This is a genomic window from Kribbella antiqua, assembly GCF_004345665.1.
GTDB classification, from domain to species: domain Bacteria; phylum Actinomycetota; class Actinomycetes; order Propionibacteriales; family Kribbellaceae; genus Kribbella; species Kribbella antiqua.
On sequence record NZ_SLWR01000001.1, the window covers coordinates 424,822 to 440,563 of the forward strand.

Sequence of the window (15,742 nt, forward strand, 5' to 3'; positions counted from 1 at the left end):
CTTGCTAGCCATGGCGAAGGAAGCGACGAAGAACATCCTGTTGCGGCTCGACCCGGTGCTCGCCGAGCGGCTGCAGACAGTGGCGTCGGTCGAGGGCCGGTCGGTGTCCGACGTCGCGCGCGAGGCGATCGCTTCGCTGGTGGATCAGCGCCGCAGCGACAGCCGATTCAGCCGCCTGCTCGAGCAGAACCTGGCGCGTCACGAGGAGTCCCTCAACCGCCTCCGCGGAGACGACTGATGCGCTACCTCGACGAGTACGACGTACTCGCGGTGGCGGCCCGGGTCCTGCACTGCGACTCGGACACCGCCGTACGCCGGACGAATCTCGACGCCGTCCACGAGGTGCTGACCGACGTACGACGTACTCGCGGGCTGGCGGATGGGGTCGCCGTGCTGTTGTCGGGGCTGGTCCGGGCGCGGCCGTTCGATGGGGCGAACCGGGTGGTCGCGGTTGCCGTCGTACTGCAGTTTGCCGCGTTGAACCACGCCGAACTGCGGCTCGAGCCGGTCGACGAGCTGGACTCACTGCTGGATCGACTTGCCGAGGCTGCGCCGGACGAGGTGGTCGCGTTCGTGCGCGATCGGCTGGAGACGGTTTTCGGGGTTTCGAGGAGGGACGAGGACATGTTCGAGAAGTTCAGCGACGGGGCGCGGCGGGTGATCGTGCTCGCGCAGGAAGAGGCTCACGGGTTCCAGCACAACTTCATCGGGACCGAGCATCTGCTGCTGGGGCTGATCGAGGAGGGTCACGGCGCCGCGGCGAAAGTGCTGACCGAGAGCGGCTCGAGCAGTCCCTGGCGCCCGGCCGGGATGGGGATCTCGGCGCCGGCGGTCCGTGAGCTGGTGGTGGAGATCATCGGTCGCGGTGCTCAGGACTCCGGCGGTGGAACGGTGCCTTTCACGCCCCGAGCGAAGGCCACGCTGGAGTACGCCGCCACCGAGGCTCGCGCGCTGGGCGACGATCAACTCGACACCGAACACCTGCTGCTCGGCATCCTTCGCGACGGCGAAGGCGTCGGCGCCCAGATCCTGGTCAAACTCGGCGGCGACCTCGAGGACATTCGCCACAAGGTGATCGGCTGGCGCGAGCACAAACAACGCGTCGAACAAGCCGTCACCGGCTTCCTCACCGAAGAGGCCGCCACCACCTGGCCCACCTTCGGCCGCCGCCACCACCTCCTCGCCGAACTCAACGCCGTACTCGACGAAAACGAACACCTCCACGAAGAAGTAACCCGCCTCCGCACCCTCCTCCGCCACCACAACATCAACCCCGACGGCTGACCCCTCGCTCCCGCTGATCCGCTCCCGCACCAACCGCTAACGCGCTGGTCGGCATTGATCGACGTCACCGATCCCGAGGTCGCTAGCGACGGGCCAGCACGGTGTCGGTCAGCAAGGCGTTGAACTTCGCCGGCTCCTCGAACGGCATCAGGTGAGCCGACTGCTCGAACCAGTGCAGCTCCTTGACTGGTGCCTCGATCACGTCGAAGTACTCCACCGCGAGCTCGGCGGGCGTGTTCTGGTCGTGGCGCCCAACGACGATGTAGACCGGGATGTCGAACGTACGCGCTGTGCGATCGAGGTCGGCCGCGAGGATATCCGGCAGCAGGCAGCCGAACGAGAACTCCTGCGCGAGCGTCGAGAGGTCGCCGAAGTACTCGTGACGAAGCTCCTGCACAACGCGGTTGAACAGCGCCGCAGTGTCCCCGTTGACCGTGCCGCCGAATCGATCGAGCCAGGCCCGTTGAACGACGAGATCGGCGAACGTCAATCCACCCGACGGGGTGTACCGATCCTCGATCGCCCGCAGCGCGCTGATCGCCTCGCTGTTCTGGCGTTCGATCGCCCTCCGCAGGGTGAACGCGTACGACGCCTGCTCGTTGCGCATCCCGGCGACGAGCTGACCCACGCCGACGAACGCGTGCAACTTAGCCGGCCGCTCGCTGGCGAGCATCGCGCCGACCAGGCTGCCCCACGAGTGCCCGAGGAGGAAGACCTTGTCCTGGGCGAAGCGTTCGGTCAGCCAATCGATCAACTCGCCTGCGTCGGCGATGAACTGGCGCAGCGTCATCGACTCGGCCGGAATGTCGGAGGCATACGACCTCCCGGCGCCGCGCTGATCCCAATGCGCCACAAGGAAGTGCTGCTCCAAGTCCGCGTTGTACGCCGTGAACAGCGGCATCTCGGCGAACCCCGGACCGCCGTGCAGGATGAGCAGCAACGGATTGCCGGCGTCGGCGCCTCGTATCAAGACCTCTTGTGCAAGTCCGCCGAGCAGCACTCGCTGCCGGAGTTCCACGCGTTCCTTCACGGCGTGCCACACTACCCGCCGCACTCATCATCGGGATGCCGACTGAACTTTTGTGGTTCTCCTGCTTGATGTGTGGGTGGTTGAGCGCGTTTGGAGTGGCGCACGCCGTTCTCTGTCTAGGTTCCTGAGCTGTCTAGGAACAGGAACCTGGTGAACAGGAGAACGGCGTGCGTGGCGGCAGTTTATGGCGTGCGGTTTTGGGGGTCGACAAGACGATCATCGAGGACGTCTGGTTCGACGAGGACCAGTTGGTCCTGGTGGTCGATCACGACACCGGTCGGTTGCTGTGGGCCAAGGCCGGGCGCTCCAAGGACACCATGCGCGCCTTCTTCGCCGTCCTCTGCCCTGACCGCAGCCGGCAACTGACGCACGTGTCGTGCGACGGCGCCACCTGGATCACCACCGTCGTGGCAGAGCGTGCCCCGCAGGCCGTCTTGTGCGCCGACCCGTTCCACGTCGTGGCCTGGGCCACCGACGCCCTGGACACCGTCCGCCGCGAAGTCTGGAACATCGCCCGCCGCGCCCAAGGCGGATCACGCCGAGAAGACAAAGGACGATCCCGGCCCGTCAACATCGCCCAAGGCGACGCACGCGCACTCAAACGAGCCCGCTACATGCTCTGGAAGAACCCCGAGAACCTCACCAGCCACCAACGCACCAAACTCGCCTGGATCGCCAAGACCCACCCCTACCTGCACCGCGCCTACCTGCTCAAGGAAGGCCTCAGAACAGTCTTCAAACTCCCCGCCCCCGACGCCACACACGCCCTGCAACGGTGGCTGCAGTGGGCAGCCCGCTCCCGCATCCCCGAATACATCCAGCTCGCCCGCCGCATCCGCGATCACCTGCCCGCCATCCACGCCAGCCTCGACCACGGCCTGTCCAACGCCCTGATCGAATCCACCAACACCAAATCCGGCTCATCACCCGCATCGCCTACGGCTTCGCCAACCCCACCAACCTCATCGCCCTAGCACTACTCACCCTCGGCGGCCACCGCCCACCCCTCCCCGGACGCCCATAGCCCACACATCACGCAGAAGAGCCACTTTTGTTGCCTAAAGCAACACGGACTGATTGTCCACAGGCGTGGCTGGTTGTGGATAACGTCGTACGTCGAAATCCCTTGAAAATAAGGGGAATCGGGTTTGAAAACTGTCGGTGGGCATGCCTATCGTTGACGGCATGGAACTCTTGGGCGGGCGACCGGTGTGGTCGATGAGCGGCAGCGAACTGCTGTCGGGTATCGACACGCTGGACGCCGAGATCGCCCGCCTGCAGACCGACCGGCTGCACATGGTCGCCCAGGTCGACGAGATCGGGTACGCCGAAGAGCTCGGTGCCCGTGACACGGTCCAGCTGCTGCAGTTCCGGTACCGGATGAACGGCTACGACGCCCGCCGCGACGTCCGGCTGGCCCGGGCGTTGCCGAGGTACCACGGGGTCTCCGCAGCCCTCGCCGAACACGACACTCCTCGTGGCGACGACAGCCCCGGCGACGACAGCCCCGGCGACGACGACGGCCTGCAGACCGACAGGGATGTGGAAACCGACAGCGACCTCACAGCCGCCGGGGCCGACGGTGAAGGCGGCATGACCAGGAGCATCCACTGGATCCTGCGCCCGGCCCAAGCCGAGGCGATCGTGTCGACCCTGGAACGGTTCGCCTCCCGGATCTCGGTCGAGGACCGCGACGTCATCGAGCAGGAACTGGTGGGCCTGGCCGCGCACCTATCCCCGCAGGAACTGCGCAAGGCCGCGACGGAGTCGTGTGAGCTGATCGACGCCGACGGCCCCGAACCGGACGAGGCCAAGGCCTCCGAGCGCGAGTCGTTGAAGCTGTCGAAGGCCGATCATGGCGTGAAGTTCAACGGCTTCCTGGCCAACGACAACGCCGAACTGCTGCGTTCGTTGGTCGACGCCGGCGCCAAGCCCCGTAAGACCGTGACGGGTGAGTTCGACCCGCGGCCGCGGGACAAGCGCCAGGCCGACGCCCTATCCGCGGCGTTGTCCATCGCCGCAGCCGCATCCGACACCGGCTTCCCCACCCGCCCCGGCACGACCCCGCCGACAAGCACCACCGCCGAACCCGCCGCCGCATCCACCACCAACGACGCGTCGAGCAGCACTGCGTCCACCAGCGACGGCGAGTCCATCGAGGACACGCTCTTCGACACCGGCTGCGCAGACTCAACCAGCACCGCCGCCACAAACCCCATAGCCGCCGACACCACCGGCACCGGTGAGACCGGCGCACACCCCGCCGCCACCCCCGGGACAACCGGCGCCGCCAGCGGCGGTTGGGTCCCGGGGTTCGGTGCCAAGGCGAACATCACCGTCACCATCGACTACAACGACCTCAAGAACATCACCACGAACGCGACCGGACAACTCGTCTACGGCGACAACCTGTCCGCCGCCGCCATCCGCCGCCTGGCCTGCGACGCCAACATCATCCCCCTCATCCTCGGGTCCAACTCCGAACCACTAGACGTGGGCCGCTCCGAACGCCTGGTCAACCGGGCCATGCGCCGCGCCCTGAACGCCCGCGACAAAGGCTGCGTCGTCTGCGGCGCCCCGCCCATCTACTGCGACGCCCACCACCTCACCCACTGGATCGACGGCGGCGTGACCGCAGTCTCCAATCTGGTCTTGTTGTGCCGCCGGCACCACGTCGACCTGCACCACGGCCACTGGACCATCCAGATCATCGACGGCCTCGTCCACGTCGCCCGCCCCACCTGGGCAGACCCCCAACCCCGCCACAAACCGAAACCCGGCACATATCAACACCGCCTGCCCACCCCGGCCAGGCGGAGCAATCCCGACCCTCTGCTCGAGACCGGGCGGCCGTCACCCCGTGCCGAGACCTCACGTGCCGGTGACGTGACAATGAAAGCCACGACGTCCGTTGCAGCTGCTCAAGGGGCCAGCACCCGCGACAGCGCCGCCCGGAGCATTCGCGAGGCTGTCGAGCTGAGCCTGCGCACAGCCGTTCATATCGACCCCTGGGGCGAGCCGACCGACCCGAGGGACAGCGAGCAGCCCTCCCGCAACACAAAGGAATCCCGGTCCCGATGGCACGCTGATGACGAGGCACTCCAGGAAGCCGCCAGATTCGCCGTCTGGGGCGACACCTCGCCCAGCGACCTGAACCAGACCGACGAGCGCGACGCATCCCCGCACGCAACCGACCCCGACCGACGACACGACACCACTCTCCGCGCGGATACCGAAACGACCAGACTCGTATCGCATACCAAGCACTAGCCGCGCCGAACCAAACGCCCCGCCCGACTCGACCGGCATCACCTGCCTGACGACGCGCGCTGATGTTCCGGTCCTCCGGACAGCCCAGTACCCATGGGGACACTGCCCTGCGGCCTGGGAAAGCATGTGCTGTCCGAAAGCGGTTCTGTAAGGCTTCGAGGGTGATGGACGTGACAGATGTGGAGATCTCCTCGGCCAACTCCTCCAAGTCAAGACGCTGGGCGCCAGCCGTCGCGACGAGAACTACGCGCTCACCAGAGCCTTCTACCTCTCCGCAGGCTTCCTGCCGCTCGAGGAGCTCAAGACACTCTGGCCAGGCAATCCATGCTTGCTGATGGTGATGCCACTCGCCTGACACGGCGCCATCGGTGAGCGGATCCGGTCGGTGTCGTTGTTCCCGGGATCGAGCCACGCCTCCCAGCTGTCCGGTGTGACGGTCATCGGCATGCGTTCGTGGATGTGGCCGGCGCGGTTTGTCGGTGGCCGCTGGTAGATCTGGTCTTCGCCGTCCAGCGGGCCGAAGGAGGCTGTGATGCAGAAGCGACCGCGCGTGGTGGTCAGTGTGGGAGCCAGTGCCGACGGGAAGGTCGCTCTCACCCGAGACGCGCTCTTGATGCACCAGCCCAGTTCGGATCTGTGGGGATCGATGACGCCGCGTGCCGCCGATCCGGTGCGGATCGACATCCTCGAGGTGCTCAGAGAGCAGTACGGCTGCAATGCCATCCTGGAGGGCAGCGGCAGCTTGGTGAGCGAGGACGCGATTCCGGAGGAGCTGCCCACGTACGACGGTGACACCACCGGTCTCTACCGGCACTTCCTTCCACCGGAGATCACCGGACTTCCGTCGCCGCCGCACATGTGGTTCACCGTCGTCGACAGCCGCGGACGAGTGCGCTGGACCGAGAAACATCAGGACTGGGACGTGCTGGTCCTGGTGGCGCGGTCGACTCCGGCCGATTACCTCGGCTATCTCCGCCGGGAACGCATCTGCTATCTCGTCGTCGGTGAAGAGCGCGTCGACCTGGCGCGGGGGATCGTCGCGATGGGCACCGAGCTCGGCGTCAGTTGCGTCCTATCGACTGCGGGCGGCGGCCTCAACGGTGCGTTGTTGCGGGCAGGTCTGATCGACGAACTGCACCTGACGCTGGCGCCTGCTCTCATCGGCGGGCTCGGCACGCCGTCGGTCATGGATGGGCCACCGCTTGCTGTAGGCGAGCCTCCGACCCGATTGCAGTTGCTCTCGGTGCACGCTGATACCGGCGGCTCCGTTCGCCTGCACTACGCCGTGACCGAAAGCTGACCTCTCCTGCGACAGCTTGACCAATGATCACCGGAACTTGGCTGGCTGTTCAGTCCTTGATGCCGGATTGGGTTACGCCTTGGATCAGGTAGCGCTGGAGGAAGGCGAAGATGAGGACGAGGGGGAGGATGGAGACCGCTACGGCCATGAAGAGTTCGTGGATGTTGATGGTTTGGGCGGTGACGAAGGTGGACATCGCGACCTGAACGGTCCAGGACGAGGAGTCCTGGCCGATGACCAGGGGCCAGAGGAAGCTGTTCCAGTTGGCGATGAAGGTAATCGCGGCCAGGGCGGCGAAGAACGGCAACGAGTTGGGTACGACGATGCGCCAGAAGACGCCGAAGTAGCCGGCGCCGTCGACGCGGGCAGCCTCCTCCAATTCGCGGGGGAAGTTCAAGAAGTACTGGCGGAACAGGAATGCCGCGAAGCCGCTGAACAACGTCGGGATGATCAGCCCGCGCAAGGACGAGACCCAGCCCAGCGACGAGACGACGATGAAGCTGGGGATGAAGGTGACCGCGGCCGGGATCATCAGCGTGGCGACGATCGCGTAGAAGATCTTGTCCGCGTGCCGGTACGGGATGCGGGCCAGCCCGTAGCCGGCCATTGATGCCAAGAGCAACTGTCCCGCGGTGCCGAGGACGCCGACCACGGCGGAGTTGTATAGCGCGCGCGCCATCGGCACTTGGGCGTCATTGAAGAGCTCGCTGATGTTGCCCCACTGCAAATGCCGCGGGAACAGCGTCCACGAGGGTGCGGTGATGTCGGCCTCGGTGGACAAGGCGTTGCGCAGGATCAGGTAGAACGGCACCAGGAACAGCACCACCGCGATGAACAGCGCGATCCAGCGCAACCCCACCGCGACCCGTCCGAGCGGAGTCCGCGAGTACCCGATCGGTTGAGGTGCACCTGTGACGGACATCAGTCACCCGCCTTCCCGAATCCGAGGATCCTGCTCTGCAGCAGGGTGACGATCATGATGATCACCGCCAGGATCAGCGCGCCGGCCGACCCGTGCCCGAGGTCCTGGATCGTCCCGAGGGAGATCCCGTACAGATACACCAGCGGCGGCCGGGCGAAGTTCACATTGCCGAGGAGGTTGTAGAACTCGTCGAATGCCTGATACGCCGCGATCAGGTTCAGGATCAGTACGGCGACCGACGTCGTACGCAGCTGTGGAAGCGTGATGTAGCGGAACGTCTGCCACCCCGGCGAAGCGCCGTCGACGTACGCCGCCTCGTACAGCGTCGGCGAGATCCGCTGCAGTCCGGCGATGAACAGGATCATGTAGAACCCGAGCTGCAACCACAGGCGCACCGTCACGATCGGGATCCAGAACCAGGGCGGGTCGACGGTCGACAACCAGGCGATCCCGTCGATGCCGAACCAGCCGAGGATCGTGTTCGCCAGCCCGAACCGTACGCCGTTGAAGATCGACAGCCGCCAGATCAGCGACGCCACGACGTACGAGCAGGCGGTCGGCAGGAAGAACACCGACCGGAAGAACGCCCGCGCCACCTTGACCTGGTTCACCAGCAGCGCCAGCGCCAGCGACAACGCGAACGTCAGCGGCACGATGAACAGCGCGAAGATCGTGAACGTGCCCAGGCTGGACAGGAAGTTGTGGTCGGTCAGCATGTCGACGTAGTTCTGGAAGCCGACGAACTTCGAGGGCGTGACCGTGTTGTAGGCCTCGAAGAAGCTGAGGACCAGGCTCCAGATGATCGGCAGGTAGGAGAAGATCAGCAGACCGAGCACGAACGGCCCGACGAACACCCAGAACATCCGGGTGTTGCCGGTAATGCCGCGCGTGCGCGTCCGCGACGCTGCCCGCCGGCTCCCCCGCCGCTCACCAGTTGCGGCGGGGTCGGCGATCTTACTGCTCATCCGAACAGCCGGGTCAGTTCGGTGTTGACGGTCTTCTCGGCCTTGCTGATCTCGGCAGCGGGGTCGGCCCCCTTCCGGATGATGTTGGTGAGCATGTCGCCGAACGCCGTACCCATCTTCGGCGTCCAGGCCGGGTTGTCGGTATGGCCGTAGTCCTGGTTGAGCTTGACCGTCTCGGCCGCGACCCCGCTCTGCAGCTTGGACGCCTTGGCGGCCAGGCTCTTCCGCGGCGGGATGTGGAAGCCGTAGCTGAGCGACCAGTCCTCCTGGAAGTCCGCCTTGTCGATCCACAGCCACTTGACGTACTTCTTCGCGGCCTCGATGTTCGGGCTCTTGGCGGAGACGAACTGGGTCCAGCCGCCGGAGTACACCGCCGGTTTGCCCTCCGCGTCCAGCTTCGGGAACGGGATCACGCCGATGTCGTCGCCGAGCACCTTCTGCATGCCCGGCACCGCCCACATGCCGATCCACTGCATCGCGACCAGGCCCTGGGTGATCGCACCCGGATCCCACCAGTCCGTCGGCGCGCCGAGCAGCACGCTCTTGCTCGCGTACAGCTCGTGCAGCTTCGAGAACGCCTGTGCCGCACGAGCCCCGGTGAACCCAGGCTTATGGTCGTCGGTCAGGTAGGAGCCACCGGACGACCACAGCGCCGGACCGCCCATCGCGAGGCCGCCGTCGTTGCCGACGAAGATGCCCTTCACCTTGTTCGTGGTGAGTTCCTTCGCCGCCGCGATCAGGTCGTCGACGGTCTCCGGCGGCTTGATTCCGGCCTGGTCCAGCAGGCTCTTCTTGTAGTAGATGACCTGCGGGTCGACGATCATCCGGACGCCGTAGATCTTGCCGTCGATGGTGTTGGTGGCCAGGTCGCCCGGCTGGAAGTCGTCCTTGACGTCGGCCATGATGTCGTCGAGCGGGACCACCTGGCCGCTCTTCACCATGCCGATGTTGAGCTGGCTCTCGAAGACGTCCGGTCCCTTGTTGGACAGCAGGCCGGACGAGAGCTTGCTGCCGTAGTCACCCGGCGTCCACTGCACGGTGACGTTCGCGTCGGTGTAGGCCTTGGCGTATCTGAGCGCCGCTTCCTTGGTCCCGGCTTCGCCGTACTGGTGGTACCACTGCGCGAGGTTCACCTTCGCGCCGCTGCCGCCGCCACCGCTCGACGGTCGGCCGGTATTGCCGCCACAGGCGGCGGTGAGTGCGGCGAGCGCCGCCAGGCCACCCGTCCGCTTGAGCAGATCACGTCGGGTCAGGCCGGCGTTCGGAACATGTGCAGGCATGGCAACCACCTTCCCGAGGAACCATCTCCTCCAGGTCAATCGTTGGAGAAGTGCCTAGCACAATCGCTCAAAAGCGAGCGGCGCGCAAGAGTGAACGCGTCGTTATCTGTTGGATTTTGAGAAGGCTGCTCGGGTACTGCGCGCTGCCCCTCAGCCGAAGGTTTCGCCGACCTCCGCCTTCCGGACCAGCAGGGCCGGCGGCTCGAAGCGGTGCCCGTACGACGCCGCCAGTTCCCGCGCCCGTACGACGAACTCCGGTAACCCATAGGCATTGACGTACTGCAGAGCGCCACCATGCAGTGGCGGGAAGCCGATGCCGAACATGGAGCCGATGTTGGCGTCGGCGACGGAGCGTAGTACTCCTTCCTCCACGCACTTGATCGTCTCGAGCGACATCGCGAACGTCATCCGCTCCCTCACGTCGGCGACCGGGATCTCGGTCCGCGGGCCGAACTCCTTCCACAGGCCCGGCCAGAGATACTTCGCACCGACCTCCGGGTACTCGTAGAAACCCGCGCCGGCGGCCTTGCCCCGCCGGTCGAACTCGTTGACGAGCCGGTCGGTCACGGCCATCCCGGGGTGGTCGTCGAACGCGCCCGCGTTGTCGCCGGCGGCGCGAGCCGCGTCGCGGATCTTCTGCGGCAGCGTCAGGGTGACCTCGTCGAGCATCGCCAGCGGTGGCGCCGGGAAGCCCGCGGCAGTCGCGGCCCGCTCGATCGTCACCGGGTCGATGCCCTCGGCAACCATCGCGGCACCCTCCATCACCAGGGTGCCGAACACGCGGGAGGTGAAGAACCCACGGCTGTCGTTGACCACGATCGGGGTCTTCCGGATCTGCCGGACGATGTCGTACGCCTTGGCGATGGTGCGATCCGAAGTCTTCTCCCCCACGATCAGCTCGACCAGCTGCATCCGGTCCACCGGCGAGAAGAAGTGCATGCCGAGGAAGTCGTCGGGCCGGTCGATGCCGTCGGCAAGCGACGTGATGGGCAGCGTCGAGGTGTTCGAGCACAGCAACGCGTCCGGCTCGACCACGCCGGCGACCTCGGCGAAGACCTTCTGCTTGAGCTCCTCGCTCTCGAACACCGCCTCGATGACGAGGTCACAGCCGGCCAGGTCGTTCGGGTCCGCGGTCGGCGTGATCCGGCTGAGGAACTCCGCCACCTGATCCGCCGTCATCCGGCCCTTCTGCACCTGCTTCGCCAGCAGCTTCTCCGAGTATTCCTTCCCGCGAGCGGCCGCCTCCAGCGAAACGTCCTTGAGTACCACCTCGATGCCCACCTTCGCGCACACATAGGCGATTCCCGCGCCCATCATGCCCGCGCCGAGCACCCCGACCTTGCGGGCCTGATACTTGGGTACGCCGCTCGGCCGGGAAGCGCCGGCGTTGATCGCCTGCAGATCGAAGAAGAACGCCTGGATCATGTTCTTCGCGATCTGCCCGGTCGCCAGCGAGACGAAGTAGCGCGATTCGATCCGCGACGCAGTGGCGAAGTCGACCTGGCTGCCCTCGACCGCGGCGCTCATGATCGCCCGCGGCGCCGGGTACGGCGCGCCCTTCAGCTGCTTGCGCAGGTTCGCCGGGAAGGCGGGCAGGAACGCGGCCAGCTTCGGCGACGACGGCGTACCGCCGGGGATCTTGTAGCCGTCGCGATCCCACGGCTGCTTGGCATCACCGTCGTACGACGCGATCCACCGATGAGCCGCATCGAGCAAGTCTCCAGCAGGGACTACCTCGTCGACGATCCCCACCGAAAGGGCGTGCAACGGCTTCATCCGCTGACCCTGGAGCAGGACCTTCATCAGGGCGTCCTGCAGGCCGAGCATCCGGACCGTGCGGGTGACGCCACCACCGCCCGGCAGCAGGCCGAGGGTCACCTCGGGGACGCCGAGCTCGATCCGGTTGTCGTCGGCAACGATGCGGTGATGACAGGCGAGCGCGATCTCGAGCCCGCCGCCGAGCGCGCTACCGTTGATCGCGGCAACCACCGGGACGCCGAGGGTCTCGAGAATCCTCAGCTGACGCTTGACTTCCTCGACCGTCTCGAACACCTCGGCGGCGTCCGACGGCTGGATCCGCGACAGCAGCTGCAGGTTGCCGCCGGCAAAGAACGTCGGCTTGGCGCTGGTGATGACAACGCCCTTGAGATCGTCCTTCTCCGCCTGCAGCCGCTCGACCGCGGCACCCATTGCGGCGAGGTAGGCGTCGTTCATCGTGTTCGCCGAGGCCGACGGGTCGTCCATCGTCAGCGTGACGACACCTTCGACGTTCTTCCAGTCGATCATGCTGCAAGCCTCTCGATGATCGTCGCGACGCCCATCCCGCCGCCGACGCACAGGGTCGCCAGTCCGTACCGGAGTTCACGCCGCTCCAGTTCGTCCAGCAGGGTTCCGATCAGTATGGCGCCGGTGGCACCGAGCGGGTGACCGAGGGCGATCGCGCCGCCGTTCACGTTCACCTTCTCGTGCGGTACTCCGAGGTCCTTCATGAAGTGCAGCACCGCCGCCGCGAACGCCTCGTTCATCTCGAAGAGATCGATGTCGCTCACCGACAGCCCGGCCTTGGCCAGCGCTTTGCGGGCGGCCGGCGCGGGGCCGGTCAGCATGATGGTCGGATCCGCGCCGCTGACGCCGGTCGCGACCACCCGGCCGCGCGGCGCCTGACCAAGCGCCGCGCCGGCCCTCTCGTTGCCGACGGCAACCAGAGCCGCACCGTCCACGATGCCGGACGAGTTTCCCGCATGGTGAACGTGGTTGATCCGCTCGACGGTCAGATAGCGTTCCAGCGCGACCGAGTCGAAGCCGCCGTGCTCGCCGATCGCCGCGAACGACGGCTGCAGCCCGGCGAGTGTCTCGACCGTCGTCCCCGGCCTCACCAGCTGGTCGTGGTCGAGGATCTGCAGGCCGTTGCGGTCGACAACGGGGACCACCGAGCGGGCGAAGTACCCGTTGGCCCAGGCCTTGGCTGCCCGGGCGTGTGACTCGGCGGCGTACGCGTCGACGTCCGTACGGGAGAAGCCGTCGATGGTCGAGATCAGGTCCGCGCTGATGCCCTGTGGGATGAAGTTGGTCTGCAGCGCGGTCTCCGGGTCCATCGCCCAGGCGCCGCCGTCGGACGCCATCGGCACCCGTGACATCGACTCGACCCCGCCCGCGAGGATGAAGTCCTCCCAGCCGGATCGGACTCGTTGAGCCGCTTGATTCACCGCCTCCAGCCCGGACGCGCAGAAGCGGTTGAGCTGGACTCCCCCGGTCGTCTCCGGGTAGCCGGCCGCGAGCACCGCCGTCCGGGCGATGTCCATGCCCTGGTCGCCGATCGGGCTGACGACGCCCAGTACCACGTCGTCGATCGCGACCGGGTCGAGGTCAGGGTGCCGAGCACGCAGCTCGTGCAGGAGGCCGGTGATGAGCTGGATCGGCTTGACCTCGTACAGCGCGCCGGTCGGTTTGCCCTTGCCACGCGGCGTACGCATCGCGTCGTACAGGAAGGCTTCGCTGGTCATAGGCTTGATTGTGACAGTTGTGGTGTCACGGTAGTCAAGGTGGGCTCGTTATGATCTCGGCCATGTCGGAACTGGCGGGGGAAGCGACACTGACGGTCGACGAGTTGTCGGCGCGGGTCGGGATGACGGTGCGAACGTTGCGGTTCTACGCGGGCCGGGGGCTGATTCCGCCGCCGATCCGGCGTGGACGAGTCGGGTACTACGGTCCGGAGCACATCGCGCGGCTGGATCTGGTCCGGGAGCTGCAGGCGCACGGATTCACGCTGTCGGCGATCGAGGGGTACCTGGATCGGATCCCGGTCGACGCGACCCCACAGGACATCGCGCTGCACCGGACCCTGCTGACGCCCTGGATGCGTGACCTTCCGGAGACGCTCGACCGGTCCACGCTCGTACGACGTACCGGCCGGGAGCTGAGCGACGACGACATCGAGATGCTGGTCGCGCTCGGAGTGGTCGAGCCCACGCCGGACGAGGACGTCTTCCAGGTCGCGACGGCGCATCTCAGCCTCGGTGTGGAGCTGCTCGACCTGGACCTTCCGGTGGAGGCAGTGCTCGATGCCGGTCGGATCTTCACCGAGCACGGGCGGGCCATCGCGGAGGAGCTGACCGAGGTCTTCCGTACCAAGGTCTGGCCGCATTACCGCGACTCCGGTGGCCCGCCCGAACACATCCAGCAGCTCGTCGAGCGCTTCAAGCCAGTCACCATCCAGGGCTTGGTGCTCGCCTACGAACGAGCCGTCGGCGAGACCCAGCGCGACACCATCCGCCGTACCGGCACCAAGCCACCTCGCCGCTGACCGTCCCGGACGAACAGGAACACGGCGACCCCGGCGAACACCGCGAAGCTCGCCGCCACCACGAAGGTCCGGTCGAGGGCGTTGGCATAAGCCCGGTGCAGATCGTCACTGTCCAGCCCGCTGCGGAAGACCTGTCCGAGTACGGCGACTCCGAGCGCGTACCCGAGCTGACGGAACGTGTTGACGGCACCGGCCGCCATCCCAGCACGCGGGCCAGGAACCGCGGCCATCGCGGCTGCGGACAGCGGTCCGAGGACCAGCCCCGCACCCACACCGACGAGGAACAGCCCAGGAAGCAACGCCGCCCACCCGGATCCGGCGTCGATCACGGTCTGAGCGAGCACACCGGCCGCGATGAACAGCATCCCCGACCCGATCAGCAACCGCGCCGACGTCCTGTGCATCACCCGGCCGACCACGATCGACAGTACGAACGTCGTCAGGCTCACCGGCAGGAACACGAGGCCGGCCTCGATCGGGCTCAAGCCGAGGACCGACTGCAGCCAAAGCGTCTGGTAAATCCAGTACGCCCAGGCCGCCGCCGGCAGCAGCGCCGCCGTGACCAGCAGCGTCGGGAAAGCAGCAGTGCGGAACAGCGAGAGATCGAGCATCGCGTTCGGCCGGCGCTCGACGAAGACGAACACGGCCAACGCGGCAGCGGCCACAACGAACAGCCAGCTGGATTCGTTGATCAGCGCGTAGACGAGAGCCGCCGAGCCGACAGTGAAGCTCGCCATGCCGGCCAGATCGAGGCGGCGTGGCTGCGGGTCACGCGACTCGGGTACGGCGAGAGCCGTGAGTACCAGAGCAACGGCAGTGACCGGCAGGTTCACGAAGAAGATCCATCGCCAGCCGAAGCTGTCGGTCAGCAAGCCGCCGAGCAGCGGCCCGGCCGCCGAAGCAGCACCATTGACTGCGGCCCAGACGCCGAAGGCGATGCCTCGGTCGCGACCCTCATACGAGCTGGTGATCAGTGCGAGCGTCGTGGCGAACATCGCCGCAGCCGCCAGTCCCTGAAGACCTCGCGCTGCGATCAGCAGCCCGACGTTCGGCGACAGACCACAGACCAGCGAGGCGACCGCGAAGACCACGAGTCCGCCCAGGTAGACAGCACGCCGACCGAGACGGTCCGCGATCGAGCCTGCGGTGAGTACCAGCGAAGCCAGCACGAGCGCGTAGAGGCTGAGTACCCATTGCAGGTCCGCGAGCGAGGCGTTCAGCCCGCGGGCCATGTCGGGCAGGGCGACGGTCACGATCGTCACGTCGACCAGCAGCATGAAGGTTCCAGCGCATATCGCTACAAGCGGCAACCACTTGCGCATTGTCATGATCCTTTCCGGTTGGGTGAAACCCCCTCACAGGTGTGACACCCCGGATCGGATCGATGT

The 15,742-nt window shown here is 66.5% G+C and carries 13 protein-coding genes and 1 pseudogene; 6 read left to right on the forward strand and 8 right to left on the reverse strand.

Annotated features, from left to right (window positions below; all coding sequences use genetic code 11):
- Window positions 1–10 precede the first annotated feature (10 nt).
- Both EV646_RS02165 and EV646_RS39785 read left to right on the forward strand, forming a co-directional pair.
- Window positions 11–238 carry a ribbon-helix-helix protein, CopG family gene (locus EV646_RS02165; RefSeq protein ID WP_132143323.1) on the forward strand — a complete coding sequence of 76 codons (228 nt, stop codon included), beginning with the start codon at window positions 11–13 and terminating at the stop codon, window positions 236–238.
- Window positions 238–1,284: a Clp protease N-terminal domain-containing protein gene (locus EV646_RS39785; protein WP_241995161.1), complete on the forward strand. Its 1,047-nt coding sequence runs from the start codon at window positions 238–240 to the stop codon at window positions 1,282–1,284. The genes EV646_RS02165 and EV646_RS39785 overlap by 1 nt, the downstream gene beginning before the upstream one ends.
- 82 nt (window positions 1,285–1,366) lie before the next feature.
- Here the strand turns inward: EV646_RS39785 and EV646_RS02175 are convergent, their stop codons facing one another.
- Complete coding sequence (locus tag EV646_RS02175) at window positions 1,367–2,314, reverse strand: alpha/beta fold hydrolase (RefSeq protein ID WP_132143325.1); 948 nt, start codon at window positions 2,312–2,314, stop codon at window positions 1,367–1,369.
- A 248-nt stretch (window positions 2,315–2,562) separates the two neighbouring features.
- On the opposite strand from EV646_RS02175, the pseudogene EV646_RS02180 reads away from it, so the two are divergent.
- Together EV646_RS02180 and EV646_RS40530 are read left to right on the forward strand one after the other, a co-directional pair.
- Window positions 2,563–3,338: pseudogene (locus EV646_RS02180) on the forward strand (ISL3 family transposase); the annotation flags it as partial.
- A 161-nt stretch (window positions 3,339–3,499) separates the two neighbouring features.
- Entirely contained in the window at window positions 3,500–5,584 is a 2,085-nt protein-coding gene (locus tag EV646_RS40530) for an HNH endonuclease signature motif containing protein (RefSeq protein ID WP_199236752.1), read from the forward strand.
- Window positions 5,585–5,848: 264 nt separating this feature from the next.
- On the opposite strand, the gene EV646_RS40870 is transcribed toward EV646_RS40530, so the two are convergent.
- Window positions 5,849–6,181: an SOS response-associated peptidase family protein gene (locus EV646_RS40870; RefSeq protein WP_422386683.1), complete on the reverse strand. Its 333-nt coding sequence runs from the start codon at window positions 6,179–6,181 to the stop codon at window positions 5,849–5,851.
- On the opposite strand from EV646_RS40870, the gene EV646_RS02195 reads away from it, so the two are divergent.
- Complete coding sequence (locus EV646_RS02195; RefSeq protein WP_132143331.1) at window positions 6,117–6,884, forward strand: RibD family protein; 768 nt, start codon at window positions 6,117–6,119, stop codon at window positions 6,882–6,884. The two genes, EV646_RS40870 and EV646_RS02195, sit on opposite strands and share 65 nt — an antisense overlap.
- A gap of 49 nt (window positions 6,885–6,933) precedes the next feature.
- Here EV646_RS02195 and EV646_RS02200 read toward each other — a convergent pair whose 3' ends face one another.
- The 5 genes from EV646_RS02200 to EV646_RS02220 all read right to left on the reverse strand — a co-directional run bounded on the left by EV646_RS02200 (window position 6,934) and on the right by EV646_RS02220 (window position 13,554).
- Window positions 6,934–7,806, reverse strand: coding sequence for a carbohydrate ABC transporter permease (locus tag EV646_RS02200; RefSeq protein ID WP_132143333.1), 873 nt, complete (start codon window positions 7,804–7,806; stop codon window positions 6,934–6,936).
- Window positions 7,806–8,771 (reverse strand): carbohydrate ABC transporter permease, encoded by a 966-nt coding sequence (locus EV646_RS02205; RefSeq protein ID WP_241995163.1) that lies wholly within the window; start codon window positions 8,769–8,771, stop codon window positions 7,806–7,808. Before EV646_RS02205 ends, EV646_RS02200 begins: the two co-directional genes overlap by 1 nt.
- Window positions 8,768–10,051 (reverse strand): ABC transporter substrate-binding protein, encoded by a 1,284-nt coding sequence (locus EV646_RS02210; protein ID WP_132143335.1) that lies wholly within the window; start codon window positions 10,049–10,051, stop codon window positions 8,768–8,770. The genes EV646_RS02205 and EV646_RS02210 overlap by 4 nt, the downstream gene beginning before the upstream one ends.
- Before the next feature lie 150 nt (window positions 10,052–10,201).
- Window positions 10,202–12,337, reverse strand: coding sequence for a 3-hydroxyacyl-CoA dehydrogenase NAD-binding domain-containing protein (locus tag EV646_RS02215; RefSeq protein ID WP_132143337.1), 2,136 nt, complete (start codon window positions 12,335–12,337; stop codon window positions 10,202–10,204).
- Window positions 12,334–13,554, reverse strand: coding sequence for an acetyl-CoA C-acetyltransferase (locus tag EV646_RS02220; protein WP_132143339.1), 1,221 nt, complete (start codon window positions 13,552–13,554; stop codon window positions 12,334–12,336). Before EV646_RS02220 ends, EV646_RS02215 begins: the two co-directional genes overlap by 4 nt.
- A 62-nt stretch (window positions 13,555–13,616) precedes the next feature.
- Here EV646_RS02220 and EV646_RS02225 point away from each other — a divergent pair, with 62 nt between their 5' ends.
- The gene (locus EV646_RS02225) at window positions 13,617–14,354 is read left to right on the forward strand and encodes a MerR family transcriptional regulator (RefSeq protein WP_241995165.1); all 738 of its coding nucleotides are present in this window, start codon (window positions 13,617–13,619) and stop codon (window positions 14,352–14,354) included.
- On the opposite strand, the gene EV646_RS02230 is transcribed toward EV646_RS02225, so the two are convergent.
- Complete coding sequence (locus tag EV646_RS02230; protein ID WP_132143343.1) at window positions 14,282–15,676, reverse strand: MFS transporter; 1,395 nt, start codon at window positions 15,674–15,676, stop codon at window positions 14,282–14,284. The two genes, EV646_RS02225 and EV646_RS02230, sit on opposite strands and share 73 nt — an antisense overlap.
- Window positions 15,677–15,742: the final 66 nt, after the last annotated feature.

Coding starts and splice junctions, on each gene's coding strand:
- EV646_RS02195 (WP_132143331.1), top strand. CDS start 6,117: ATGCAGAAGCGACCGCGCGTGGTGGTCAGTGTGGGAGCCAGTGCCGAC.
- EV646_RS02200 (WP_132143333.1), bottom strand. CDS start 7,806: ATGTCCGTCACAGGTGCACCTCAACCGATCGGGTACTCGCGGACTCCG.
- EV646_RS02205 (WP_241995163.1), bottom strand. CDS start 8,771: ATGAGCAGTAAGATCGCCGACCCCGCCGCAACTGGTGAGCGGCGGGGG.
- EV646_RS02215 (WP_132143337.1), bottom strand. CDS start 12,337: ATGATCGACTGGAAGAACGTCGAAGGTGTCGTCACGCTGACGATGGAC.
- EV646_RS40530 (WP_199236752.1), top strand. CDS start 3,500: ATGGAACTCTTGGGCGGGCGACCGGTGTGGTCGATGAGCGGCAGCGAA.
- EV646_RS02210 (WP_132143335.1), bottom strand. CDS start 10,051: ATGCCTGCACATGTTCCGAACGCCGGCCTGACCCGACGTGATCTGCTC.
- EV646_RS02230 (WP_132143343.1), bottom strand. CDS start 15,676: ATGCGCAAGTGGTTGCCGCTTGTAGCGATATGCGCTGGAACCTTCATG.
- EV646_RS02220 (WP_132143339.1), bottom strand. CDS start 13,554: ATGACCAGCGAAGCCTTCCTGTACGACGCGATGCGTACGCCGCGTGGC.
- EV646_RS02225 (WP_241995165.1), top strand. CDS start 13,617: ATGTCGGAACTGGCGGGGGAAGCGACACTGACGGTCGACGAGTTGTCG.
- EV646_RS02165 (WP_132143323.1), top strand. CDS start 11: ATGGCGAAGGAAGCGACGAAGAACATCCTGTTGCGGCTCGACCCGGTG.
- EV646_RS39785 (WP_241995161.1), top strand. CDS start 238: ATGCGCTACCTCGACGAGTACGACGTACTCGCGGTGGCGGCCCGGGTC.